24 protein-coding genes and 1 tRNA gene are annotated in these 24,485 nt (G+C 69.8%); 5 read left to right on the top strand and 20 right to left on the bottom strand.

Annotated features, from left to right (window positions below; all coding sequences use genetic code 11):
• Window positions 1–22: 22 nt before the first annotated feature.
• The 14 genes from Q8Q85_13365 to Q8Q85_13300 form a co-directional block, all read right to left on the bottom strand.
• Window positions 23–2,248, bottom strand: coding sequence for a TonB-dependent receptor (locus Q8Q85_13365; GenBank protein ID MDP3775245.1), 2,226 nt, complete (start codon window positions 2,246–2,248; stop codon window positions 23–25).
• Window positions 2,249–2,479: 231 nt separating this feature from the next.
• A complete protein-coding gene (locus tag Q8Q85_13360) occupies window positions 2,480–3,313 on the bottom strand; it encodes a 2,3,4,5-tetrahydropyridine-2,6-dicarboxylate N-succinyltransferase (protein ID MDP3775244.1) in 834 nt (277 codons plus the stop codon).
• On the bottom strand, window positions 3,300–4,223 hold the full coding sequence (gene dapA, locus Q8Q85_13355) for a 4-hydroxy-tetrahydrodipicolinate synthase (protein ID MDP3775243.1): 924 nt from the start codon (window positions 4,221–4,223) through the stop codon (window positions 3,300–3,302). Before dapA ends, Q8Q85_13360 begins: the two co-directional genes overlap by 14 nt.
• The gene (locus tag Q8Q85_13350) at window positions 4,220–4,933 is read right to left on the bottom strand and encodes a dihydrodipicolinate reductase C-terminal domain-containing protein (GenBank protein MDP3775242.1); all 714 of its coding nucleotides are present in this window, start codon (window positions 4,931–4,933) and stop codon (window positions 4,220–4,222) included. The genes dapA and Q8Q85_13350 overlap by 4 nt, the downstream gene beginning before the upstream one ends.
• The gene (locus Q8Q85_13345) at window positions 4,930–5,931 is read right to left on the bottom strand and encodes a M20/M25/M40 family metallo-hydrolase (protein MDP3775241.1); all 1,002 of its coding nucleotides are present in this window, start codon (window positions 5,929–5,931) and stop codon (window positions 4,930–4,932) included. Before Q8Q85_13345 ends, Q8Q85_13350 begins: the two co-directional genes overlap by 4 nt.
• A 34-nt stretch (window positions 5,932–5,965) precedes the next feature.
• Window positions 5,966–6,808 (bottom strand): alpha/beta hydrolase, encoded by an 843-nt coding sequence (locus Q8Q85_13340; protein ID MDP3775240.1) that lies wholly within the window; start codon window positions 6,806–6,808, stop codon window positions 5,966–5,968.
• A 1-nt stretch (window position 6,809) separates the two neighbouring features.
• Window positions 6,810–7,403 carry a signal peptidase I gene (gene lepB, locus Q8Q85_13335; GenBank protein ID MDP3775239.1) on the bottom strand — a complete coding sequence of 198 codons (594 nt, stop codon included), beginning with the start codon at window positions 7,401–7,403 and terminating at the stop codon, window positions 6,810–6,812.
• Window positions 7,404–7,478: 75 nt separating this feature from the next.
• The gene (locus Q8Q85_13330; GenBank protein ID MDP3775238.1) at window positions 7,479–8,117 is read right to left on the bottom strand and encodes an ABC transporter permease; all 639 of its coding nucleotides are present in this window, start codon (window positions 8,115–8,117) and stop codon (window positions 7,479–7,481) included.
• The gene (locus Q8Q85_13325) at window positions 8,089–8,610 is read right to left on the bottom strand and encodes an ABC transporter permease (protein ID MDP3775237.1); all 522 of its coding nucleotides are present in this window, start codon (window positions 8,608–8,610) and stop codon (window positions 8,089–8,091) included. Before Q8Q85_13325 ends, Q8Q85_13330 begins: the two co-directional genes overlap by 29 nt.
• On the bottom strand, window positions 8,607–9,725 hold the full coding sequence (locus Q8Q85_13320; protein ID MDP3775236.1) for an ABC transporter permease: 1,119 nt from the start codon (window positions 9,723–9,725) through the stop codon (window positions 8,607–8,609). The genes Q8Q85_13325 and Q8Q85_13320 overlap by 4 nt, the downstream gene beginning before the upstream one ends.
• Before the next feature lie 51 nt (window positions 9,726–9,776).
• Window positions 9,777–11,159, bottom strand: a complete 1,383-nt coding sequence (locus Q8Q85_13315; protein MDP3775235.1) for an ATP-binding cassette domain-containing protein — start codon at window positions 11,157–11,159, stop codon at window positions 9,777–9,779.
• A 53-nt stretch (window positions 11,160–11,212) separates the two neighbouring features.
• Window positions 11,213–12,223 carry an efflux RND transporter periplasmic adaptor subunit gene (locus Q8Q85_13310; protein MDP3775234.1) on the bottom strand — a complete coding sequence of 337 codons (1,011 nt, stop codon included), beginning with the start codon at window positions 12,221–12,223 and terminating at the stop codon, window positions 11,213–11,215.
• Window positions 12,213–13,523: a TolC family protein gene (locus tag Q8Q85_13305; protein ID MDP3775233.1), complete on the bottom strand. Its 1,311-nt coding sequence runs from the start codon at window positions 13,521–13,523 to the stop codon at window positions 12,213–12,215. Before Q8Q85_13305 ends, Q8Q85_13310 begins: the two co-directional genes overlap by 11 nt.
• Window positions 13,520–14,137: a TetR/AcrR family transcriptional regulator gene (locus tag Q8Q85_13300; protein ID MDP3775232.1), complete on the bottom strand. Its 618-nt coding sequence runs from the start codon at window positions 14,135–14,137 to the stop codon at window positions 13,520–13,522. The genes Q8Q85_13305 and Q8Q85_13300 overlap by 4 nt, the downstream gene beginning before the upstream one ends.
• 351 nt (window positions 14,138–14,488) lie before the next feature.
• Between Q8Q85_13300 and Q8Q85_13295 the strand changes: the two genes are divergently transcribed.
• Window positions 14,489–15,100, top strand: coding sequence for a hypothetical protein (locus Q8Q85_13295; GenBank protein ID MDP3775231.1), 612 nt, complete (start codon window positions 14,489–14,491; stop codon window positions 15,098–15,100).
• On the opposite strand, the gene Q8Q85_13290 is transcribed toward Q8Q85_13295, so the two are convergent.
• Window positions 15,072–16,256 (bottom strand): amidase, encoded by a 1,185-nt coding sequence (locus Q8Q85_13290; protein ID MDP3775230.1) that lies wholly within the window; start codon window positions 16,254–16,256, stop codon window positions 15,072–15,074. The two genes, Q8Q85_13295 and Q8Q85_13290, sit on opposite strands and share 29 nt — an antisense overlap.
• Window positions 16,257–16,381: 125 nt before the next feature.
• Between Q8Q85_13290 and Q8Q85_13285 the strand changes: the two genes are divergently transcribed.
• A complete protein-coding gene (locus Q8Q85_13285; GenBank protein ID MDP3775229.1) occupies window positions 16,382–18,247 on the top strand; it encodes a multicopper oxidase domain-containing protein in 1,866 nt (621 codons plus the stop codon).
• Between the two features lie 40 nt (window positions 18,248–18,287).
• On the opposite strand, the gene Q8Q85_13280 is transcribed toward Q8Q85_13285, so the two are convergent.
• Both Q8Q85_13280 and Q8Q85_13275 read right to left on the bottom strand, forming a co-directional pair.
• Entirely contained in the window at window positions 18,288–18,653 is a 366-nt protein-coding gene (locus Q8Q85_13280) for a PIN domain-containing protein (protein MDP3775228.1), read from the bottom strand.
• Window positions 18,650–18,868: a type II toxin-antitoxin system VapB family antitoxin gene (locus tag Q8Q85_13275; GenBank protein MDP3775227.1), complete on the bottom strand. Its 219-nt coding sequence runs from the start codon at window positions 18,866–18,868 to the stop codon at window positions 18,650–18,652. Before Q8Q85_13275 ends, Q8Q85_13280 begins: the two co-directional genes overlap by 4 nt.
• 568 nt (window positions 18,869–19,436) lie before the next feature.
• On the opposite strand from Q8Q85_13275, the gene Q8Q85_13270 reads away from it, so the two are divergent.
• The 3 genes from Q8Q85_13270 to glpK all read left to right on the top strand — a co-directional run bounded on the left by Q8Q85_13270 (window position 19,437) and on the right by glpK (window position 21,880).
• Window positions 19,437–19,510: transfer RNA gene (locus Q8Q85_13270), tRNA-Pro, on the top strand.
• Window positions 19,511–19,767: 257 nt separating this feature from the next.
• Entirely contained in the window at window positions 19,768–20,388 is a 621-nt protein-coding gene (locus Q8Q85_13265) for a hypothetical protein (protein MDP3775226.1), read from the top strand.
• 37 nt (window positions 20,389–20,425) lie between these two features.
• Window positions 20,426–21,880, top strand: a complete 1,455-nt coding sequence (gene glpK / locus Q8Q85_13260; protein ID MDP3775225.1) for a glycerol kinase GlpK — start codon at window positions 20,426–20,428, stop codon at window positions 21,878–21,880.
• Window positions 21,881–21,885: 5 nt separating this feature from the next.
• Here glpK and Q8Q85_13255 read toward each other — a convergent pair whose 3' ends face one another.
• Genes Q8Q85_13255 through Q8Q85_13245 form a run of 3 tightly spaced genes read right to left on the bottom strand, consistent with a single transcriptional unit; the run spans window position 21,886 to window position 24,334 of the window.
• Complete coding sequence (locus tag Q8Q85_13255) at window positions 21,886–22,623, bottom strand: c-type cytochrome (protein MDP3775224.1); 738 nt, start codon at window positions 22,621–22,623, stop codon at window positions 21,886–21,888.
• 25 nt (window positions 22,624–22,648) lie between these two features.
• Window positions 22,649–23,299: a cytochrome c gene (locus Q8Q85_13250; protein ID MDP3775223.1), complete on the bottom strand. Its 651-nt coding sequence runs from the start codon at window positions 23,297–23,299 to the stop codon at window positions 22,649–22,651.
• A gap of 12 nt (window positions 23,300–23,311) precedes the next feature.
• Window positions 23,312–24,334 (bottom strand): hypothetical protein, encoded by a 1,023-nt coding sequence (locus Q8Q85_13245; protein MDP3775222.1) that lies wholly within the window; start codon window positions 24,332–24,334, stop codon window positions 23,312–23,314.
• Between the last annotated feature and the right edge of the window lie 151 nt (window positions 24,335–24,485).

The following is a 24,485-nucleotide window of genomic DNA, read 5'->3' as shown; positions in this document are numbered from 1 at the left end:
TGCCGCGGCTGCGCCGCCACGCTCAGAACGACTGCGTGATCCCGGCCTGGACCGTCCGCGGCGCGCCGGGCAGAAGGCCACGGGTGCGGTCCGCGACATGCAGGTGGTCGAACAGGTTATTCACGCTCACGAACGCCGTGCTCCGTGTCGCCGCGACGGTGTAGTTGAGCGCGGCGTTCCAGACGGTGTGCGAGGGGAGCACACCCTGCTGCCCGTCGGGCACCGTAGCGGTCGTGTTCAGCGGGTCGGCGAACTGGGGACCGAGGTACACCATCTCGATCCGCGCGTCGAGTGCCGAGCGATACTGATAGCCCAGCGATGCCGCGAGCATCCCTTCGGGGGCGTAGGGTAGGCGATTGCCTGTCACGCTCGTCTGGGCGCGCGTACCCGCGCCGTTCTGTCCGGAGTACGCTTTGCCGGTCACGTCGGGCGCCGCGGTGCCGACGTACAGGTACCGCTCGCCCTCGAAGCGCGCGGCCGGCAGCCAGGTCCACGCCGCCTCCACGAACACCTGGTGCTGGATTCGGAGCAGGGTGGCGGCATCCACCCGTGCCGCCAGCTCGAGTCCCTGGTGGAGCGTGCGGCCCGCGCTGGTGAGCGTCGCGCCGGAACCGCCAGCGACGCTTGCCGGAACGACCTGGTTCTCGAAGTCGAGCCTGAAGGCGGTCGCTTCCAGCTCAAATGCTGACCCCGGCCTCGTGCGCACGCCGATCTCGTAGTTCCAGCTCAGCTCGGCGTCCAACTCGACCACTCCGCCGCTGGCGTTGTCGATGACGTCCTCGACGCGCGGCGGCGCGAAGCCGCGGTGCGCGCCGGCGAACAGCGTGACGAGCGGGTTCGGCGCGTAGGTCACCCCAAGCCCGGGCACGAGGTACGTCATGTTCGTGGCGCCGGAGACGTCGGGGTCGAGGAGTCGGTTGGTGCGCTCGTGCCGGACATGTTCCAGTCTCAGCCCCGGCGTGACCGTCCACCGCCCCAGGAACCAGCGGTTCTGCGCGAACGCCGAGTAGGCTCGCGTGCTGCGCCGGTTATCCTCGGCGATTCCGGAGCCGGGGTTGGTCGGATCGCCCGCCGAACGCGCGGTAGGCGCGTCACCGTTGACCTGGCGGCGTTCCTGGCGCTCGCCGTGCACTCGCACGCCGGCGTCCAGCAGCGCGTGGCCGCCGAAGCCCGACCACGGCGCACGCAACCGCGGCTCGACACCCCAGACGCTATAGTCGCGCAGCCGGCCCTGGTTGCCGCAGGTGGTGTTGAGGTTTTGCATCCCTCCGCACGCCGGGTCTGATCGGTCGTTCGGGCGCTGCTCGGAGTTGCTCGACTGCCGCCACCAGTCGCGGCTCACGCCGTAGCCGTAAATGGTGGTGAGCAGAGTGACTCCGCGGCCCAGCTCAAGGCGGTCGGTGGCCGACGCGCCCCAGCGGTCGAGCAGCATCGAGTCGTTCCGGAACGGATTGGCTCTTGGATCGGCCGCCCACTCGGCCTCGGTGAGCCCGGAGTAGGTGACGTTCGAGCGCTCACGGAAAACGTTGCCGCGCAGCGTCAGGTTGTGGCCGGCCCCGAGCGCCAGGGTGGTCTTGATCGTGCCGTCGTCGAGCCGCGAGCCGGTGTTGGCGCGCACCCCGTCGCCGGATCTGTGGGAGAGGTTCGCCATCGCGCCCACCGGTCCCCACGTGCCGCCGAAACGCGCCATCGCGCTGCGGTTCTCGCGGCTGCCGCCCGAGACGGTGAGCGTGCCGGCTCGCCGATCCGGGATGGACGGCGTCACGTAGTTGATGACGCCGCCGATGGTCTGCGGCCCGAAAAGGATCTGGCCCGAACCCTTCAGCACCTCGATTCGAGCGAAGCGGCCGACCGGCGGATGATAGTAGCTGGCGTTGTCCCCATAGGGGGCGAGTGTCAGGGGAATGCCGTCCTCGAGGAGCAGGACCTTGGTCGAGCGGGTAGGGTTGAGGCCGCGGATGCCGATGTTGGGCCTCAGGCCGAAGCCTTCCTCATCGCGCGCGTGCACGCCGGGAACGCGCCGCAGCGCTTCGTTCACGGTGAGCACGTGCCATCGCGAGAGAGATATGCCGTCGATGAGCGCGCCCGATCCGGGGATTGCGGCCAGCGCATCGGCAGTCCCGACCACCCTGATCTCCGCCAGGCGGAGTGTGTCCTTGGAATCCTCCGGCAGCTGGCGACTCTGGGCTCCGAGCTGTCCGGTGGCGGAGAGTGCCACGGCGAGGAGAAGGGGGATGCGACTACGCATTGATACTGGTCACTTGACTGGTCTCGGCAGTTGAGATTGAGACTCAAAAGCAACTACGCACGCGTGTAAGAGTACTAGCTCGCCGGGCACCGGTCAATCCGCGAATGTTCCTACGTAGACCTCGCGACGCGCACCTCCAACGCCCCGCCCAAAGTGCCCGAGCACACCCTTCGTCAATGGCTCCTCAATGTCGAGATGATGCACGAATGATGACCGCGATAGGTGCCCTTCTTACCGGAGCGCGTCCTCGAGCTGCGTCGCCGCGTCCGTCTTGTCGTCCCGGTACTTCATGATCACCGGCGCATAGAGCGAGAGCCGCCACTTCTCCGCCTGCGCCCCGCCCAACGCGCGCGAACCCGGCACCACTACCGCGCCTGCCGGGATCTCCAGCACCCCGTTCTCACCCCGCCGGTACACCTTGCCGTGCACCAAGTCGTAGACCGGCATCGCTCCAGTCAGGACCGTCCCCGCCGCGAGGACCGCCCCCTGGCGAACGATCGTGCCTTCGTAGACGCCGCACCCGCCGCCCACCAGTACGTCGTCTTCGATGATCACCGGCAGCGCCCCCGCCGGCTCCAGCACTCCACCCACCTGCGCCGCCGCGGAGAGATGGACCCGCTTCCCGATCTGCGCGCAAGAGCCCACCAGCGCGTGGCTGTCTATCATCGTCCCCTCGTCCACGTACGCGCCCACGTTGATGAACATCGGAGGCATGCAGACCACCCCTGCCGCCACGAAACACCCGTCCCGGATGGTCGAGCCGCCGGGGACTATTCGGATCCGGTCGCCCAGGCCGGTCGCGCGGACCGGATAGGTGTCCTTGTCGAAGAAGCGCAGCGTGCCGTCCACCGACATGTCCACCAGGACGCCCATCCGGAAGCCGAGCAGGATGCCCTGTTTCACCCAGGCGTTCGCGGTCCACGTCCCGTCGGCGCCGCGGGTGGCCGCCCGGATCGCGCCGACGTTCAACGCCGCCTTGAACTCGGCGAAGAGGGCGCGGTCGTCGTCGGTGAAATCGGTGCGACCCGGTGCGGAGGCCGCGAGGATGCGCTCACGCAGCGACATGCGTCGCCCGTTCCGGAAGGCCGAGCTCGGCCAGGACTTCGCGTAGCCGCGCCCGCGTCTTCTCCTGCACCGGAACGAGCGGGAGCCGCAACTGCTCCTCCAGGAGGCCCATCAGCGCCATCGCCGCCTTGACCGGGCCGGGATTGGACTCGATGAAGTTGGCCTCCATGAGCGGCAGCAGCCGATAATGCAGCGCCCGCGCCGCTTTCCAGTCACCCGCTAGCGCACTCTCCGTGAGCTGCGCCATCCGGTCGGGGACTTCGTTCGAGACGACGGAGATGATCCCGTCCGCGCCGAGGGCGATCAGCGGCAACGTGACGGCATCGTCGCCGGACAGAACGCGGAACCCCGCCGGCCGGTCGCGAAGGATCGCCATCATCTGAGCGAGATCGCCCGACGCCTCCTTGACGCCCGCGATGTTCGGGACCTCGCGCGCGAGCTGGAGCGTCGTGGCCGCGCTGATGTTGGAGGCCGTGCGCCCCGGCACGTTGTACATGACGACCGGCAGGCCCTCAACCGCCTCGGCGACCGCCGAGAAGTGCGCGAGGAGGCCGGGCTGCGTCGGCTTGTTGTAGTATGGCGCCACCACCAGCACCGCGTCCGCTCCGGCGCCCTTCGCGGCCCGCGCCCGGTCCACCGTGACGGCGGTGGAGTTGCTCCCCACGCCCGCGATCACTCGCGCCCGGCCCTCAGCGACGTTGATCGTGATTCGGATGACCAGCTGCTGTTCGACGTCCGTCAGAGTGGCGCCCTCGCCCGTGGTCCCGCACGGCACCAGGACCCGCACCCCGCCCGCGATCTGGCGCTCGAGCAGCGCGCAAATCCGCTCCTCGTCCACGCTCCCCGTGGCGGTGAACGGAGTGACCAGCGCCGTCGCGCAGCCCTGGAGCCATCCCACGCGCATCGTCATCTGGCCTTCCCTTTCATGCCCAGGATGTCGTCGAGCACCTCCGAGAAGGCGTACACGCCGCGCCGCTTCGCGATCCACTTCGCCGCGAGCAGCGCCCCCGCCGCGAAGCCTTCGCGCGAGCGGGCCGTGTGCGTGAGCGTGATCTCGTCCGCGGCCGAGTCGAAGCCGACCCGATGCGTGCCGGGGTTGTGTCCGGCCCGGATGCTCGCCACCGGCGGCTCCTTGCCGAGCTTGCTCTGAAGGATGTCCCTTAGCATGATCGCCGTGCCAGAGGGGGAGTCCTTTTTCCCGGCGTGATGCGCCTCCTCGACGAACGCGTCGTAGCCGCCGAACCTGGCTAGCAGCTCCGCCGCGCCGGCCACCGCCCGGAAGAAGACGTTCACGCCGAGCGAGAAGTTCGGCCCGTATACCATCGACCCGCCCGCATCCTCGACGAACTGGAGAGTGCCGCGCTCGTCCTTCTTCCATCCCGTAGTGCCCTCGACCAACGGCACGCCCGCCAGCACGCACGCCGTGGCGTGCGCGAACACCGCCTTGCCCACCGAGAAGTCGATGGCGGCGTCGTGCCCTTTGAGCATCGCCGCCAACTCGCGCTGCCCGACCGACGACTCCTTCGCGGTCATCACGGCGCCGACGTCGTGCCCCTCCGCCCGCGCCCGCGCGATCGCCACGCTCCCCATCCCGCCGTCGCCGAAGAAGGCCAGCTTCATAGCGCGCGCACCAGGCGCACATACAGGTCGGCGCCGCGCTGGAGGTCCCCCTTCGCGATGTGCTCGTCCGCCGTGTGCGCCACGTGGATGGATCCAGGACCGAGGAGCAAGGGCGAGCCCCAGTTGGAGAGATTGGGGATGTCGGTCGTGAAAGCCACGATGCCCGTGTCGAACCCCGGGAGGGAGGGCGCCGTCAGGCGCACCGGGCTCACGCAGGTGTGAACGTCTATCTTGGCGCGGCCGCGGACCGCTTCCTCGAGCAGCCGGCGCACCGGCCCCGGATCCGTGACCAGCCGGATCTGGAGGTCCGCGTGCGCCGCCTCCGCGATGACGTTGGGCCGCGTCCCGCCCTCCACCACGCCGATGTTGCACGTCGTCTCGCCCATGACACCGTTCTTCGGCCAGCGTACCGCCCGCACGTCGGAGAGCACGTCGAGCAACGCATCGATGGCCGAAGCGCCGCGTTCCGGGTACGCCGAGTGGCCACCCGTACCCTCGGTGCGCAGGGTGAAACGAAGCGAGCCCTTGGAGCCCAGCGCCAGCAGGTTCTCCGTCGGCTCGCCGTCGATGAGCCACCGGCATTCGCGCGCGAGCGGGTGAGCGTTGGCTGCGTGCGCGCCCACGCTGTCCATCTCCTCGTCCACCACGAACAGCAGCCCGATCCCGGTCACGCCCTCGGCCCGCAGCCGCTCGGCGGCTTCGACCATCGCCGCCGCGATCCCCTTGGCGTCGCACGCGCCGCGGCCGTAGAGGTGGGTGTCGTCCTCCCGAGGCGGGTAGTGCGGCGGCACCGTGTCGAGGTGCGTGCTCAACACCACGCGGGGCGGGGAATCGGTCGTCGCGATCACGTTGGGCCGGCCCGGAGCCGCCTCCTGCAGCTCCACGTGCCAGCCCAGACCCTCGAGGTGGATCGCCAGGAACTGCGCCACCTTCGCCTCGTCGCCGGTGACGGACGGGATGGCGATGAGCCGGCGCGCGAGATCGATGCAATCGGTCACCTTCGGGCCACCTTACGGGGTGGCCTCCGGGGTGTCAAGGCGCGGTCACGCGCGTGATGAACGCCTGCACCCGCGCGACGTACGCGTCGCCGCCCGAGTCGTACGTGTCGTTGTGGTCGGCGCCGGGGAGCACCAGCGATTCGCCGCGCGCCCCGGCCTGTTCGGCGAGCCGCCGTCCCATCGTGATGGGGATCAGCTGGTCGGCATCGCCGTGCACGAAGAGCACCGGACAGTCGATCCGGCCCATGAGCGCGAGGTTGTCGAAGCCGTGGCCGGCGATGAAAGACGGGAAGATGGGGTAGTGGACGCGCGCCATGTCGCGGAGCGACGTGAACGCGGACTCGAGCACCAGTCCCGCCACGGGTCGTGCCGCCGCGAGGAAAACCGCGGGACCGCTCCCCACCGACCGGCCGTATACCACGATCCGCGTAGAGTCGATCTCGGGTCGGGAAGCGAGCCAGGCCCACGCCGCTTCGGCATCGCGCTGCGTGCCCTCGATGCCGGCGCGCCCCGATGACTCGCCGTAGCCGCGGTAGTCGAGCGCGAGGAGGGCCGCTTGCGGAGGCCGGAACTCGCGCAGCACGGGGCCGATCCCGCCGATCGTCTCGCCGTTGCCGTGGAACCAGAGCACGGCGCCCGCGCGCCGGCCAACGGTGTCGCGGGGGGGAAGATACCAGCCGACCAGCCGCTCGCCGTCCGCCGTCGTCACGGTGACCTTCTCACCGTCGGCGATACCGACGCGCCGCGGCTCCGGGGTGGCGTCGTGGCGCCCGGGGAAGACGAGGAAATCCCGCGCGAAGAAGAGCAGCACGCCGAGTGCGACGTAAACGGCCGCGGCCATCACGAGAAGACGCAGCAGCACGGTCTTCGACCTCACGTCAGCGCAACCGCCGCAGGAACATCCCGCCGCGGGTCGGCGCCCAGAGCATGCGCCCCGCCTCCGATTCCAGCGCGGTCCCGGGGATGAAGCCGAGGAAACGACTGTCGGGCCAGCCGACGATGTCGCGCGTGTCGGAGAGCAGGACGACCGAGTCGCGCGGCACGACCCACGGCCCCCACGTGTAGAGGTCCGGCGTCCGCGCCAGCTGCGATCGCGATGCGCGAGGCTCGAGCACGCGGAACGGCCAATCGGTGGGCCGGCCGTTGAGGATCGCGCGGCCCTCGCGCATCGCGATCGTGTCGCCCGGCAGTGCGGCGAGCCGGCGCAGCACGTGGAAGACCGTCCCGTCCTCGTGAACGAACCGGAAGATCACCAGCATCCCGGGGCGCAGCTCGCCCACCGGCGAGCGCACCGTGAAGTACTCGCCCGGCTTCACCGTGGGCTCCATCGAAGGCCCGCTGCCTACGTACGTCTCCGGCCATTCGGTGAAGAAGCGCGTCATCCAGAGCACCAGGACGGCGCCGGCCAACACGACGGCGAGCCCGGCCCAGCGAGCAACGACGGCGGCGCGGTCGTGCCAGTGTCGGTCCATGCGTGCCTGCCCCCTGCTCCCTGCCAACCGCTGCAACTCTGCAACTCTGCAACTCTGCAATCCTACCGCCACCTGTCACACTGTCGTCTTGTGGAACCGCGTGGTGGCGAACCATAGCACCATCACTCCCATCACCGCGAGCGTCGTTATCTGCGGCCACAACGCCTCCCATCCCGCTCCCTTGAGGAATATCCCCCGCACCACCACCAGATAGTGCCGCACCGGGTTCAGCAGCGTCACGTACCGGAAGAAGACCGCCATGTTCTCGACCGGGTACATGAAGCCCGACAGGATCAGCGCCGGCAGGAAGAAGAAGAACATCGACATGAAGGCTTCCTGCTGCGTGTTCGACACCGTCGAGATGAGCAGCCCGATCCCGAGCCCCGACAGGATGTAGAACGCGCTCGCCAGGAGGAGCAGCGCAAGACTGCCGCGGAGCGGGACGTGGAACCACAGCAGCGCCACCGCGGTGACGAGGAAGAGGTCCGCGAACGCCACGACTACCACCGGCAGCGTCTTGCCGAGGATCAGCTCGCTCGGCGTGAGCGGGCTCACCATCAGCTGCTCGAGGGTCCCGATCTCCCGCTCGCGCACCACCGCGAGCGAAGTGAGCAGCAGCCCCATCAGCATGACGATCGTGGCGATCACGCCCGGCACGTTGTACACCTGGCTCCGGAGGTCGGGGTTATACCACGCGCGGGCTCGCAGGTCCACGCCGGCCGCCTGACGACTGCCGGCCACTGCGCGTCTGCGCGTCTGCGAATTGTTCTATGATCTGCGTCGCGTAGCCCTGCGCGACGTTGGCGGTATTCGAGCTGGTCCCGTCGAGCAGCACCTGCACCCGCCCGGTGCGCCCCGCCGCGAGGTCGGCGGAGAAACCGCGCGGGATCTCCAGTCCCACCAGCGCGTCCCCGTGGTCGAGCGCGTCGACCAGCTCCTGGGGCCGGTCGCCCGTGCCCACGACCCGGAAGTAGCCCGAGGCCTGGAAGCTCTCCACCAGCTCGCGCGAGACCGCGGTGCGATCGTGGTCCACCACGAACGTCTTCACCTTGCGCACGTCGGTGTTCACCGCGTACCCGAAGAGGAGGAGCTGGATGATGGGCGACACGAAGAGCATCCGCTTGGAACGCGGATCCCGAAGCATCTGCCGGAACTCCTTGCGCACCAGCTGCAGCAGCCGGCCCAGGTTCACCCGGCCTCCGATCACCCGATCTCCTTGCGGAACGCGCGCACGGCGAGAGTGAGTCCGACCACCGCGAAGACGATCATGCCGAGCCCTTGCTCCCAGAGCACGTCCGGCCCGACGCCCTTCAGGAAGACGCCGCGCAACACGGTGACGAAGTAGCGGGCAGGCACCAGCGCGGAAACGACCTTCAGCGCCGGCGGGAACCCGCCGATGTCGAAGATCAACCCCGAGAGCAACAGCGAGGGCATGTAGGTCGCGAGCATCGCGATCTGCGTGGCGAGGAGCTGCGACTTGATGGCGGCGCTGATGAATATCCCGAGGCCTAACGAGCCGAGCAGGAAGAGGAACGACATCGCGAGCAGGAAGAGCGGGTTCCCCCGGAATGGCACGCCGAAGATGGTGACCGCCATGGTTACGGCGACCGCGACGTCTATCAGGCCGATGGCGAGGTAGGGCAGGAGCTTCCCGAAGATGACCTCGACCCGGTGCACGGGCGTGGCGGCGAGCTGCTCCATGGTGCCGCGCTCCCACTCGCGCGCCACGGTGAGCGCGGTGAGCATCGCGGCGATGATCATCATGATGACCGCGACGAGGCCGGGCACCACCATGTTGCTGCTCTTCAATTCCTCGTTGTACCAGACGCGCGCCTCGATGGACACCGGCGGGACCAGGGGCCTGCCGCGGAGCACCGCGCGCGCCGAGTACGCGGTCACGATGCCGCGGGCGTAGTTCATCGCGATGGATGCGGTGTTCGCGTCCCCGCCGTCCACCAGCGCCTGCACCGGCGCCGGCCGGCCCGAAGCGAGGTCCCGGGAGAACCCGGGCGGGATCACCATCACCAGCCGCACGTCCCCTCTCTCGAGCAGCGGCCCGACTTCGGCGTCGCGCTCGAGGTGACGGTGGACGCGGAAATACCCCGACGACGCGAACGATTGCACCAGGTCGCGGCTCGGTTGCGTGCCGTCGTGATCCAGGACGCCCAACCTGATGTCGCGCACATCGAAGGTGATGACGTAGCCGAACAGCAGCGTCAGCAGCGCCGGCACCACGAACGCCATGCCGAGGCTGCGCGGGTCGCGGCGCAGCTGGATGACCTCCTTGCGGGAGACGGCGAGCAGGCGTCCGAGGCGTATCATGGGCGGCCGTTAGCCGTTAGCCGGTAGCCGTTGGGCGTTGGCCGCCGGCCATCATCCGATCACCTGCCCGCCGCTGCGTTCGACCATCGTGACGAACACGTCCTCGAGCGTCGGCACGCCCAGCTCCGCCTTCAGCGCGCCCGGCGTGTCGAGCGCGATCACCTTGCCCCGGTTCATCAGCGCCACGCGGTGGCAGTACTCCGCCTCCTCCATATAGTGGGTGCTGACGAAGACGGTCGTCCCGCCGTCGGCGAGCCGGTAGATGAGTTCCCAGAAGCTGCGCCGCGCCGCCGGATCCACGCCGGACGTCGGTTCGTCGAGGAACAGGATGGGCGGCTGGTGCAGCATCGCGCAGCCCAACGCGAGGCGCTGCTTGAAGCCGAGCGGCAACTCGGCCGTCATCCGGTGCCGCTGGTCGGCGAGTCCCGACATGGCCAGCACCCAGTCTCGGCGCGCGTCGAGCCGCTCGCCCGTCACCTCGTAGAGCCCCGCGAAGAAGGCGATGTTCTCCTCCACCGTCAGGTCGTTGTAGAGCGAGAAGAGCTGCGACATGTAGCCGATGCGTTGCTTGATCCACTCGCTGTCGGTTCGGACGTCGTGCCCGGCTACGACGCCCGTGCCGCCGGTAGGCGACAGGAGGCCCGCGAGCATCTTGATCGTGGTCGTCTTCCCGGCGCCGTTGGGGCCTAGGAAGCCGAAGATCTCGCCCCGGGGCACCTCGAACGAGATGTGGCTGACCGCGGTGAAGTCGCCGAAGGTGCGGGTGAGGTCGCGCACGCTCACCGCCGGCTCGGCGCCGACGTGGCTGTCCGGGTGCTCGAGCGGCGGGGGATTCGTTACGCGCTTGCCGGGGACGAGCCGCCCTTCCGAAAGCAGTGCGACGTCGTCGCAACGCTCGGCTTCCTCCGGCGCGGAGGTCGTGATGAGCACCGTCATCCCTTCCGCGACGTTGTCGCGGATGATCTGCCACAGCTCGCGGCGGCTGATCGGGTCCACGCCGAAGGTCGGCTCGTCGAGGAGCAGGATCTCCGGGTGGTGGATGAGCGCGCAGCAGAGCGAGAGCTTCTGCTTCATCCCGCCCGAGAGCTTCCCAGCGAGCCGGTCCTCGAAGGTGCCGAGGTTCGAGAAGCGGTAGAGCCGCTCCAGGCGGGCGGGGCGCTCGGCCTTGGGCACCTGGTAGAGGTCGGCGTAGAAGTCGATGTTCTCGCGGACGGTGAGATCGGTGTAGAGGCCGAAGCGCTGGCTCATGTAGGCGATCCGGTGCTTCACGCCCTCGGGATCCGTCGCGACGCTGACGCCGCCTACCAGCGCGTCGCCCGACGTGGGGCGGAGCACTCCCGCCAGCATCCTGAGCGTCGTCGTTTTCCCCGCGCCGTCGGGACCGACCAGGCCGAACAGCATTCCGGGCTGCACGTCGAACGTGAGCCCGTCCACGGCTGTCAGTTCCCCGAATGTCCTCGTTAGGCCGCGAAGCTGAACGGCGGCACTCAAGGAACGGCTCCCGGCTCCCGGCTCCCGCTGAGCCTGACGTCTGCCGGGATCCCCGGCTTAAGGTCGTAGGTCGAATCCTGGGTCACGCGCACCTTCACCGCGTACACCAGCTTCACTCGCTCTTCGGCGGTCTGCACGTTGCGCGGCGTGAACTCGGCCTGGCTGGCGATGAACGCCACTTGGCCGCGGTACGTCCGGCCCGGATAGGTGTCGGCGGTGATGGTCGCGTCCTCGCCGATGCGAACCGCGCCGATGCGGTCTTCGCGGATGTAGATCCGGACCCATCGGTCGTCGAGGTTCATGATGGTGAGGACGGGCGCGCCCGCGCCGACCGTCTCGCCGAGCTCGCGGTCCTTCACGGTGACGACTCCGGCGAACGGCGCGCGGATCACCGCGTTGGCGAGCGACGCGTCAATCTGGCGGACCGCTGCTTCAGCCTGCGCCACCGAGGCGCGTTGTCCTTCGATGCGCTCGCGGCGCGGGCCCGTTTCGACCAGCTGGACCTGCTGCTGGGCCTGGTCGCGCTGGCTCTGGAGCAGCTCGAGCTGGAGGCGGGCGCGGTCCAGCCTCTCCTGGGAGAGTGCGCCGCCTTCCACCAGACGCTGGGTGCGGTCCAGGTCGCGCCGCGCGTCGGCGTATCGCTCGTTCGCGGCGCGCAGCGCCTCGCGCGCCTGCGCGACCTCTTCGCTCCGCGCCCCCGACTCCATCTCGGAGAGGAGCGCCCGAGCCGCGGCGAGCTGCGCCTGTACCTGCTGCTTCCGCGCGTCCAGCTCCGCGCGGTCGAGTCGGGCCAGTTCCTGGCCCGCGGTGACCCGATCGCCCTCACGCACCAGGATCGCCTCGATGCGGCCCGGGACCTGGAAGCCCAGCTCGGCCTCCGTGGCCTCTACCGTGCCCGAAGCTTCGAGCCCGCCGTCGGCGCCGTCACTCCTGAAGACGGTGAGCTTCAGGGCGATGGCGATGGCCGCAATGGCGGCCAACGGGATGAGGATGCGCCTACGGTCCATGTGTCACCTTGGTCGTGATCCAGTCGGGGGACAGCTCGCCCGCGATCCGGGCCAGCTCGATGCGCGCGGAGATCTCCGCGTTCCGCACCTCGATCAGGCTGGCGCGGGCGCGCAGGAGGTTCGCCTCGGCGTCGAGATAGTCGGTCTGCGTGCCGGAGCCCACTTCGAGAGAGAGCCGCTCGATGCGGGCCACTTCTTCCGACTGCTCCACCGCGCTCTGGAGCGCGGCCACCCGCGCGTGGGCCTCGCGCACCGCCGCGAGGGCGCGGTCCACGCCCTGTTCGACGTTGAGCTCGGCGAGCCGGAGCTGCTCGCCGGCCCCACGCCGGTCGGCGTCGGCGCGGCTGATCTGGCTGGACCGGCTGCCGCCGGTGTAGAGCGCGTAGGAGAGGCCCACGCCGGCCTGCCACTCGGCTTTGAAGTCGCCGGAGCCGCGGCCGCGGTCGAAGTAGCCGCTGCTGAGACGAAGCTCCGGGAAGCGCGTGGCGCGGGCCGCGACGAGCCCCGCCTGCGCCGCCTCGGAGCGGCGGCGCACCTCGAGGAGCTCCGGGCTGCTGTCACGGGCACGGGCCACGATCGCGGCGCGGTCGGGCGCGGGGGTCGTGTCGGAGAGCGCGAGCGGGGCGAGCGAGTCGGCGTGCACCTGGTCGTAGCGCAGTTGCGCGAGCTGGGCGAGGTCGTGCTCGGCCACCTCGAGCTGCGCCTCGGTGGCGATGCGGTCGGCGCGGGAGCGGGCCAGCTCGGCGGCCACCCGGAGGATCTCGACGCGGGCGGCTTTGCCTTCAGCGAGGAGGCGCCGCGCGCGCTCCGATTCCGCGGTGAGGGCGGCGAGCCGCTGGTCCTGCGCCGCGAGCACGCCACGCGCGGTGAGCACTCGCAGGTACGCGTTCGACGCGCGCGCTACCAGCTGACTCAGGGCGGCGCCGAGGGCCGCGTCGGCGGCGCCGCCCAGGGCGCGGGCGGCGCGGACGCGCGAGGCGCGGTTGCCGAAGTCGAAGAGGGTCCAGTTCAGCGTCACGCCCGACTGGATCAGCGTGCGATCGAAGAGTGGCGGGTTGGCCGGATCGAAGCCGTGGAGCGGGAAAACCACCATCGGCTCCTGGAACCGGGTGAGCGAGGCGTCCAAGGAGAGGCGCGGCCGGCGGCCGGCCGTGGCCTCGCCGAGGTCGGCGGCGGCGCGGTCGCGGACGGCGCGCGCGGCCGCGACCGTCGGGTACTGCGCGAGGGCGCGCTGCACGGTCTGCGCGAGCGTCAGGCGGCCCGGGTCCTGGATCGCCATGGCAAGGAGTAGTCCGATCATGAGGCCCTGAGGGAGGCGCGCACGGTTTCGACCGCGTGCTCCACCACCCGGTGGAATACGGCGGCGTCGTCCTGGTCGAGGCCCGCCGCCGCGGCGATCGCGCGGCGCGCGAGGTTGAGGTAGATGGGCTGAGCGACGCAGCTGAGCGCCAGCAGCAACGGGTCGCCGGAGCGAATGGTGCCGTCTGCCTGCCCCTCGGCGATAACCGCGGACAGCTGCTGAAGGACCTGGCCCATCGTCTCGGAGACGAGTCGCGGGACAGGCCGTCCGCTCGCTATCTCACGAATCATGATGGCGGGCATGTCCTGGTTGGCACGGATGTGGTCGAAGAACACGCGCACCACCGATTCGACCTTGTCGAGGGGCGGCCGCTCGCTCAACAGGGAGAAGCTGACCCGTTTGCCGAGCGGTTTCATGAGCAGCGAGAGGACCGCGTAGTAGAGGACGTGCTTGGAGCCGAAGTGATAGGTGATGGCGCCGAGGTTGGCCTTCGACTTCGACGTAATGGCGCGGACCGAGGTGCCATCGTAGCCGTTACGCGCGAACAACTCGCGCCCCGCGGCCAGTAGCCGGTCGGTACAGTGATCCTGTGGTCTCAGATCGTGTGCTCTCACCGAGGTCGGCCTGTACCTCGGTGACTCCTGGAACCGACCCTGCAAGTCAGCCTTGTTCCAGGAACGCCGGCGCGGCCGAGCCGGAACCCGGTCGCGGCTGAGACCGGGCCGCCGCTCTGAATCGCGGCCGGTCGCGCGAAGCTGCTCCGTCGTAGATGGGATAGATAACGAGAAAGCCGGTGCGTCATACGAGTGTATGAATTATTCATACGATCGTATGAAGTGTCAACCCCCGCATTCAGGGGCCTCTGGTGCGCCCCGGGTTGGCCGCGGCGGGCCGCCACTTCCGCGCCATTGCGCTAACGCCGACCGCGATGCACGCTCTTTGGCACCGATTCAACTGGAGGAGTTATGCGGAAGTGGCAGCTGGTTCTGCCAAGCCTCGCGCTCGTGGCCCTGTGCGCGGCGTGCGAAAAGGAAGACGAAGCGGCCGAACATCCCGCAGCGGCGGCGGCGGCCGGCCCGGCGCCCGGAACGCCCGAATGGAAGATCGCCGACGCTATGAGCGCGGCTCCTGCCGAGATCGGTCAGGGAGCGACGATCATGGATTGGCCGGCGAGTGAGGGCGCGCAGCCGACGCAGCTCCGCGCCGGTACCAACGGCTGGACCTGCTTCCCCGACGAGCCCAACTCGCCGATGGACGATCCCCAGTGCCTCGACGCGCAGTGGATGGGCTGGGTGCAGGCATACGTGTCTCATGGGGCCCCGAACCCGACCGGCGTCGGCGTCGCCTACATGCTCAAGGGCGGCCAGGCGGCCAGCATGACCGACCCGTTCAAGATGCGGCCGGATTCAGGGCAGGAGTGGGGGACGGAAGGACCGCACCTCATGATGATCGTGCCGCGGAGCATGCTCAACACCCTCAACGGCATCCCCGATCATCCGACGAGCGGCGGGCCATGGGTCATGTGGAAGGGGACCCCGTACGTGCACGTCATGATGCCGTCCAGGGCCGGAAGCTGACGCTCGCTTCGAACATGCGGGCCACCGCGAGCAGCAACCCCTCGCGCCGTGGGCCAGCGCCTAACTGAAGTCCGATCGGCAGTCCCGTGCGGGAGAGCCCGCACGGGATGCTGATCGCGGGAAGCCGGCTCAGGCTGAACGGATAGGTGAGCCTCGTCAACGCGTGGCGCGGCAGCTCTCCGCCCGGCAGGACCGGCTCGTACGCCACCCGGTTCTCGAACGCCAGGATCGGTACCGTCGGTCCGGCGAGGACATCGACCTCGCGCAGCGCCCGCCGCATCGCCCGGCTGATCGCGCGGCGCTGCGCCCTCGCCGCCAGGTACTCCGCGGCGGAGATCTCGCTCGCCAGTTGCAGCGACTTCGCGACGTCCGCCCCATACTCGGCCGCGCGCTCCGGGAACCAGCGCCGGTGGAACGCGAGCGCCTCCGGCCGCACGATGCTGATCCCCGCCTGCCCGCACGCTTCCAGCTCCGGGATCCGGATCTCGCGCACCTCCGCGCCGATCGAAGCGATCGCGTCGCGCACGCACGACTCGACCTCCGCATCCACCCGATCGTAGACGTAGTGTGCCGGCACTCCGATCCTCGGCTTGCGCGGCAGCTCTTCGGCGTATCGTTCGCCCGTCATCGCCTCGAGTGCGCGCCTGGCCTCATCCACGGTTCGAGCGAGCGGGCCCGCCGTGTCCAGCGTGGGCGCGAGCGGCACAATTCCGCGGGTCGACAGCAGTCCGTATGACGGCTTCAACCCCACGCACCCGCACAGCGCGGCCGGAATGCGGATCGAGCCCGCGGTGTCGGTCCCGAGCGCCACCGGCACCAGCCCGGCGGCCACCGCCGCCGCGGAGCCGCCGCTGGATCCGCCGGTCGTGAGCGACGGGTTCCAGGGGTTCTTCGTGGCGCCGTAGTGGGGATTGTCGTTCGTCGTGCCGAAGGCGAACTCGTGGGTGTTCGTCTTCCCGATCACTACGTAGCCGGCCTGTTTGAGCGCGCGCACGATGGGCGCGTCGCGCCGCGGGATCCAGTCGGCGAGGATCCTCGAGCCCGCCGTGGTCCGCACCCCGCCCGTGGCGATCAGGTCCTTCACCGCCAGGCGGATCCCCGCGCCGTCCCGGGGCGTACGGGTGATGAACGCGTTGTACGGGTCGTGGATGGTCACGCACCAATGATACCACTGAGGCGTCGGCAGGCGAGGCTTGACGCCGCCGCGGCAGTGGCCGATGCTCCCGTGTGATCTCCCCCCGACAACGCGCGCCGTTCGATGGCGCCCGGCGACGCCGAGCCGTGGCGCGCGTCGCGCTCGCGTTCGCGCTGTCCGCTCTGGCAGCCGGGTGCGGCGGCCGCGCCGAAGACCCGCACGTGGTCCGCGCCAACGACAATCGTGAGCCGGCGGGCCGCTTGAACACCGGGGTGCTTACGATCCAGCTCGATGTCGTTCGCGCCGAGTGGCGCCCCGAGAGCGACCGCGGCCCCAGCCTGATGGTGGAAGGCTTCGCGGAGACGGGGAAGGCGCCGCGGATCCCTGGCCCGCTTCTCCGCGTGCGCACCGGCACGACGATCGCGGCCACGGTGCGGAACACCCTTCCCGATTCGACCGTCACGGTGTTCGGGCTCACGACGCGCCGAGCCCCCGGCGCCACCGGCTGGGGCAGCGCGGCGCGCGACAGCCTCGTGATCCGGCCCGGCGACAGCGTCCTGGTGCGGTTCGCCGCCGGCGCGCCGGGCACCTACTTCTACCGGGCGCGAGTGGGCGCGCAGTCGGACAGCGTCGAGCGCGAGCAGCTCGCGGGCGCGTTCGTCGTGGACTCGGCGACGGGGCGCACCGACGACCGCGTCTTCGTGATCAACATCTGGGGCCAGCCGGTGGACTCGGTGAATTACCGGAACGCGCTCGCCATCAACGGCCGCGCCTTCCCGTACACGGAGCACATCCAAGCCACCATCGGCGACACGGTGCGCTGGCGCTGGGTCAACGCGAGCCTGCGGCCGCATCCCATGCACCTCCACGGCTTCTACTACTCGGTGAACGCGCGCGGGGACGCCTACGCCGACACCCTCTACGCCCCGGAGCGCCGGCGGCTCGTCGTCACCGAGGACATGCGGGAGCGTCAGACGATGGCGGTGAGCTGGGTGCCGGACCGCGACGGCAACTGGCTGTTCCACTGTCACATCGCGTTCCACGTCGTGCCCGGCGGAGCGCGGCTCGCGCCCCCCGATTCCGGTGACGACGAGCGCGTCCACGAGAACCTCTCGCCCGACGTCGGCCGGCACATGGCGGGGCTGGTCCTCGGCATCACGGTTAACGCGCCGCGCGGGTGGCGCGCGCCCGACCGCGTGCATCCGCGAGCGCTCCGGCTCCTGGTGCAGGAGGGGCGGCGGCGAGGTCGCTCGCCGCGGGCGCTCGGCTACGTCCTCGAGCGGGACGGGCGCGAGCCGGCGCGCGACTCGATCGAGATTCCGGGCCCGCTCCTGGTGCTGGCGCGGGGCGAGCCCACCGACATCACCGTCGTCAACCATCTCGTGGAAGCCACCGGGGTGCACTGGCACGGCATCGAGCTGGAGAGTCGCTCCGACGGCGTTCCGGGATGGAGCGGGATGGGCGCGAGCGTCGCGTCCTCGATCGCGCCGGGGGACTCCTTCACGGCGCACCTCACCGTGCCGAGGTCCGGGACGTTCATCTATCACACCCACCTCAACGATGTCATCCAGCTGGGCGCCGGGCTCTACGGCGCGATCGTGGTGCTCGAGCCCGGCCAGGGGTTCGATCCCGCGACCGACCACGTCGTGGTGGCCGGGTGGGATGGCGAAGAGGACCCGCCGCACATCCTGATGAACGGCGACTCGCTGCCCAAGCTGCTGGAGCTTTCCTTCGGCGTGGCGCACCGGTTCCGGCTGGTGAACATCGGCGCGGCGCTGAAGCTCCGGTTCGCGATCGAGCAGCGCGGCCGACCGGTGACGTGGCGTTGGGTGGCGAAGGACGGAGCGGACCTTCCGGCGGCGCAGTCGGTCGAGCGGCGCGCCGAGGCGCGGGTGCAGATCGGGGAGACGTACGACTTCTGGTGGACGCCGCCGGCGCGGGGGGAATACCGGCTCACCGTGGGATACGACGAGCCGGGGCAGACGCGGACGCAGCGGGTGATCGTGCGCTAGCCGAGTCGGCCTTGACGCACCGCGCCGAATTCGGCCGGGTTCATCCGGTCCAGGCGGCGCCGGCCTCCGTCGCGATACGCGCGAGCCGCCGGTCGAGCGTCCAGAGGCGAACCTGGTCGAGCAGGGCGGAGGCGAGGAGATGGCAGTCCACCCAGCCGATGCCGCGGCCGGCGAGACGCCGGCGCTCGATCAGCCCGAGCACCTCGTCGTCGTCGGCAACGCGCGCGGCCGGGAGCGACCTCAGGCCGGCGAGCACCGCGGCCCGCGGGCTGATCGCGCCCAGCGCCAGCTCCCCGAGGACGAAGGGGTGGACGGCGATGTGGTTGCCCGCCAGCCGTTCCGCGAAGGCCGGGTTGCCGCGTCGCCAGTGGTCCACCCAGACCGACGTGTCGGCCAGGACGATCACGGGCGCCGGCGGCGCTTCTGAGCGGGCGGGAAGCGGCGGCGCGGCGGTGCCTCGAGGTCGGGCATCGTGCCGCCGAGGGCGGCCAGGCGCCGCGCGGCCTCGCGCTCGATCAGCGCCCTGAGGCCGGCGTGGACCAGCGCGGTTTTCTCGGTGAGGCCGGTGAGCCGGCGGGCTCGCTCGACCAGCGCGTCATCCAGGATGAGTGTCGTTCGCATATGCATAGATATGCACATTATATATGCAGCTGTCAACGGGGCCTCACCGGGCCGTCACCAGCGAAGCCGGGGCCGGCGCCGGGGATGAAGGCCCGGACGTGGCCCATGGCTGACGGGTGCCGAGACGAGCGCGAAGGTGCTACATTGACGGCGCCTTACGCGGGACGTAGCGCAGTCCGGTAGCGCTGCGGCTTCAAGACGGTTTACGGGACGTAGCGCAGTCCGGTAGCGCACCTGAATGGGGTGTGCCGCAGTCGCCGGGTTCGCGACGGGTCGCTCACCCGGCGACCGCAGCCGTTCTCGCCCCTCGCGTTGCTCGGGGCATCGAATCAGGGGGATCGCGGGAACCCGCGACCCCACGAAGTACCGGTCTGGTTGCAGGATCGACGAGACGTAGCGCAGTCCGGTAGCGCACCTGAATGGGGTGTGCCGCAGTCGCCGGGTTCGCGACGGGTCGCTCACTCGGCGACCGCAGCCGTTCTCGCCCCTCGCGTTGCTCGGGGCATCGAATCAGGGGGATCGCGGGAACCCGCGACCCCACGAAGTACCGGTCTGGTTGCAGGATCGACGGGACGTAGCGCAGTCCGGTAGCGCACCTGAATGGGGTTCAGGGGGTCGCGGGTTCAAATCCCGCCGTCCCGACTGTGTAAGCCCCGGGTCGACATTGGGTTGTCGGCTCGGGGCTTTTCGTTGCAGCGCCACGGGGATCAGTTTGGGGGTCAGTTTCTTGGGCGCCGGGAACCGTGCCTCTCCAGATGTCGGATGAGGTCGCTGCGCTTCACGCCGCCGTGATCTTTAGAGGCTCGCGAATGACATCGAGGTCTTGAGGTCTTGCTGCCGGTCAATCATAGTTGATGAGCGCGTTGCGCGCCCGCTTGCCACCGTCATGGAGGATCGCCATGCCCCGTTTCCGGTTCCTGGCCCTGGGTCTCGTGCTGGCCGCTTGCAGCAAACCGGAGTCGGCGTCACAGGACGTGGCTTCCCAGGCGGTCGCCAACCCCGCGCTGAACCTGCAGGAGCGACGGCTGCTCACGGCGACGACGATCGCGCTGCCGCCGGAGGGACTAGTGGCCGAGAGCCTGCCGCAGCCGGCCTCCCGCGGAGCGCAGCTGCTCGTGGCGTACTGTACCCAGTGTCACGCGCTGCCGTCGCCGGCGATGCACGCGCCGCAGGACTGGCCGTCCGTCGCGCGGCGGATGTGGGTCCGCATCGACATGATGCACGGAGAGCTCGGCGTAGTCACCCCGACCTCGGCCGACCGCATGCAGCTCCTGAACTACGTGCTCGCCAACGCGCTCAAGGTGGCCCAGAACCTGCCGCCGGGAGCGGGACGCGAGGTGTTCGAGGAGCGCTGCAGTCGCTGCCACACGCTCCCCGACCCACGATCCCACTCCTCTGCCGACTGGCCGGCTGTGGTCATGCGTATGGAGCGCAACATGGAGCGCATGCGGGTGAGCGGCGTGACCCCCGAGCAGACGCAACAGATCGTCCTCTACCTCGGCAGCGCTTCGCGGCGGTAGGCTTGCGGCGAGGGCGGCTTCGCGAACATTAACCCGCGTGAAGACCGTCCTCGCCCTCGACCAGGGCACCACCGGCAGCACCGCCCTCGTCGTGGACGCGGAGGGCCGCGTACTCGGTCGAGGGTATCGCGAGCTTCCGCAGCACTTCCCGCGCCCGGGTTGGGTGGAGCACGAGCCGGACGACATCTGGCGGGTCACGCTCGAAGCCGCGCGCCAGGCGCTCGGCAACGCCCGCGTCAGCCGCAAGGACATCACCGCCATCGGCATCACCAACCAGCGCGAGACGACGGTGCTCTGGGACCGGAAGTCCGGCGCCCCGCTCCATCGCGCCATCGTCTGGCAGGACCGCCGCACCGCGGAGCGCTGCCGCCAGCTCGATCCCGCACTGATCCGCGAGAAGACCGGCCTCGTCCCCGATCCCTACTTCTCCGCAACCAAGCTCGAGTGGCTGCTCAGGGAGCTGGGCAGGCCGAAGCACGCCGCGTTCGGGACCGTGGACTCCTGGCTCGTGCACCAGCTCTCCAAGGGCCGCGCCCACGTCACCGATCCGAGCAACGCGTCGCGCACGATGCTGTACGACATCGGCCATCACCAGTGGGACGACGAGCTGCTCGCGCTGTTCGGCGTTCCGCGCGAGCTGCTGCCCGAGATCCACCCATCCTCGGGCATCTTCGGGCTCGCCGACGCCGAGTGGTTCGGTCACGAGATCCCCATCGCCGGCATCGCCGGAGACCAGCAGGCCGCGTTGTTCGGACAGGGATGTTTCGCCGCCGGCGGGGCGAAGAACACCTACGGGACCGGCGCGTTCCTGCTCCTGAACACCGGGCAGGAGCGCGCGCACAGCACGCATGGCCTTCTCACGACCGTCGCGTGCGATGCGGAAGGGAAGGCGGCCTACGCACTGGAGGGCTCCGTGTTCATCGCGGGCGCCGCGGTGCAGTGGCTGCGGGACGGCCTCGGTATCATCGCCGGCGCGAAGGAGACCGAGACTCTGGCACGCAGCGTGCCCGACACCGGCGGCGTGGTCTTCGTCCCGGCCTTCGTCGGACTCGGCGCGCCGCACTGGGAGCCGGAGGCCCGCGGCGCGATCTACGGTCTCACCCGCGGCACTTCGAAGGCGCACCTCGCGCGCGCGGCCCTCGAGGCGATGGCCTTCTCCACCAAGGAAGTGCTGGACGCCATGAGCGCGGACGCCGGCCTTTCACTCGCCGATTTGCGGGTGGACGGCGGCGCGGCGGCCAACGACTGGCTGATGCAGTTCCAGGCCGATGTCCTGGGCGTGCCGATCCGCCGGCCCGATGTGATCGAGACGACGGCGATGGGTGCCGCCGGTCTCGCCGGCATCGCAACGGGCGTCTGGAAGTCATCGGAGGGGTTCGTGGCCGCCCGGCATTACGCCGAGTTCCACCCGCGCCGGATGGCGGACGAGCGGTGGCGGGAGTGGCAGCGGGCGATTAGGGCAACGCTGGCCTGGGCAAAGGACCGTGTTTGAGCCGTTCAGTGGGTGGCTTGAAGCACCTGAAGGTAGGCAACGACGTCCCATAACTGCGGATCGGTGAAGGCGCGCCCCCACTCAGGCATGAATGCGTCGTGCCGGATAGAACCGCGCCGGATGGTCGCAAGCACCTGTGCTTCATGTCCGTGGAGCGTGAGATGGAGAAGACTGGCGCGGCGGCTCCCCAGCGCGGGTGCCAGCCTGCCGTCCCCCGCGCCACGTACGCCGTGGCAGTGTACGCAGTAGGTGGCGTAAACGAGGCGGCCGGCGGCAGGGTTTCCCTGGGATCCGGTCGGGGCGAAGCTCCGCAGATACGCCACGGCGGCGCGCTTTGCCTCGGGCTCGAGCGCGTGCCAGAGGGGCTCCGCCTGGCCTCCCGCTCCCGGGGCACGCGGCCTGGACATCCGTTCCATGATCTCGGCGTCCGACCGGAGTCGGGCGACCCTCGCCAGATCCGGCAAGGGGTCCGCGAATCCCCGGGCCGCGGGACCGTCACCGTGCCCGTAGAGCCCGTGGCAGGTCCAGCACAACGTGTTATAGGCCTGCTGCCCCTCCAGTTGCAGCGGGGTCAGGGGCCGCTGCGCCACCGAGGGGACGGAGTCGAGGGCCGTCCCGAACGCGGCTGCTGCGCCGGGACGCGCGGACACCGCCACCTCGGCTGCGGGCCGGGGCGGCGGATTCTCGCGGCACGCGACGACGCAGACGAGGAGCGCGGCTCCCACTCCGAGCCGGCGCGACACGCTGCATCCCTCCTCCCCCGGCTGGCTAGCGCCGGAACGTCTTCAGGTGCGCTACCAGGGAGTCGATCTGCGTGCTCGTCAGCGTCCGCCCGAACGCCGGCATAGTGCGACGACCATGCTCGATCACATCGCCGATCGCGGAGTCCGTCGTCGTCTGGCGCTGTGCCGCGTTGGTGAAGTCTGTCGGCCGGGGGTTCAACGCCACCGCAGCCGGCCCGTTTCCGCGCCCCTCCGGGCCGTGGCACGCCGCACAGCTGGCACGGTAGATGTCCCGCCCCGCCACCGGATCGATATTTCCACTCTCGCGGGTCATCACCGCGGCGCCTTGGGCGCCGCCCGATGTTCCGGTGGCCGGGACACCCGCGAGGTCCGGGGCCAGCAGGCGTGCCGTCTCGGCCGCCGCCCGGGCCCGCGCCGAATTCACCAGAAACTCGCGCACCGCGCGCGTTTCGGCCCCCGTGAGGCGTGCCACCAATCCCATGTGGGTGGCAATGGTGTTCCACTGCGATGCAGTGTACGTCTCCAGGGAGCGAAGCCGGTGGCAGCTCCCGCAGTTGGCCGCCCACACCTCGGGGCCACTCGCCGCCTGGGCTGCGAGCCGCGGAGGCAGGAGCAGAAGCGCCGCGAGGGACGTTACGGCGACGAACGGCGCCGTGCGCTTGCAAGTTGTGTTCATGTCGCGCTCCTCCTAGAAGCCCACCGTGAACTGCACGATGAACGAGTCGTCCTTGGGGTCCGTGACGCCGCTGCCGAAATGCCTGTTGATGTTGTAGAAAATCCGCACCGCAGCCGCATCAGACGGATACAGGCTGAAGCCCAGGCTGATACGCCGCTTGTCGTTGGCAGCATCCGGGAAGTCCACCTGAGACAACCGCAAGGCGGCCTCGACCGTCGGCACGAAAAGGTACGACCCCTGCACGTAGAAGCCGCTCTTGGTTACGTCGGCCGTCAGGGACGTGTCCTGCGCGGCCTGCATCCACTCGCCGCGAACCTCCATCAGGCCGCGGCGGTAGGTGGCGTCGAACCCGAGAATGCGGAGGTTGAGGTCCCCGCTGCTGCTGCTGCACGCGGAGTCGCAGTACACGCCGTTGTACAACGAGGCACCCACGTCGAAGCCCATGGTGCTGACGAACCCGGCCCTCGCGCCAAGCGCGATGTTGTTGTCCGCGTCCACGTTGTTGTCGCGCATGCCGCGGATGCCCGAGCCCGCGTCCCCGGCGAGGCCGTTCACGCCCCACACGTCGTACGTGAAGCGCCCGGCGGTGCCCGCCGCGGCGGCGCCGCGTACCATCACGCCGACGTCGCTGTAGCCCACCGGAAGGATGGCATCGTTCGGCAGCGGCCGACCCGGGATCCGGCTGATCCACGCCGGGTGCAGGTCGGCGTTGAAGCGTCCGAACGGCACCAGGAACTTGCCGGCGACGATGTTCGCGAACGACCACCGGGTGAACGCCAGGTAGCCGTACTCGAACTCGATCTCCTCGCCCCCGTGCTCGTACTCGACTTCCGCCGCGGCAAACACGTCGCCGCCAAGCTGCCCCAGGAAGATCAGGTTGAAGTTCTGGGCGTCGAACGTGTTCGCTCTCGGCTTGGTGAGATTCACCTCGAGCTCCTCGGTCGCGTATCCGCTGACGATGAGTCCCTGCGCCAACACCGGCGGCGCGGCGATACCGCTCAGGGCGATCGCCGTCCACATGACCGTCTTTCGCATGCCCCCTCCTTAAGGCTGTATGCCCAACGGCGCGGGAGTGGCGAGTGCATCCGCGTGATCCCGCAGGTGACACCGAGTGCTTCCCTAGCACCAAACGGGCCGCGGGTGCGTTGCGCCTCGTACTCGTTACTGGGTATGAAGTTGCGGAACG

The organism is Gemmatimonadales bacterium (assembly GCA_030697825.1).
In the GTDB taxonomy this organism is placed as follows: domain Bacteria; phylum Gemmatimonadota; class Gemmatimonadetes; order Gemmatimonadales; family JACORV01; genus JACORV01.
The sequence above is the reverse complement of the archived record's forward strand: the minus strand, read 5'-3'. Positions and strand labels throughout refer to the sequence as shown.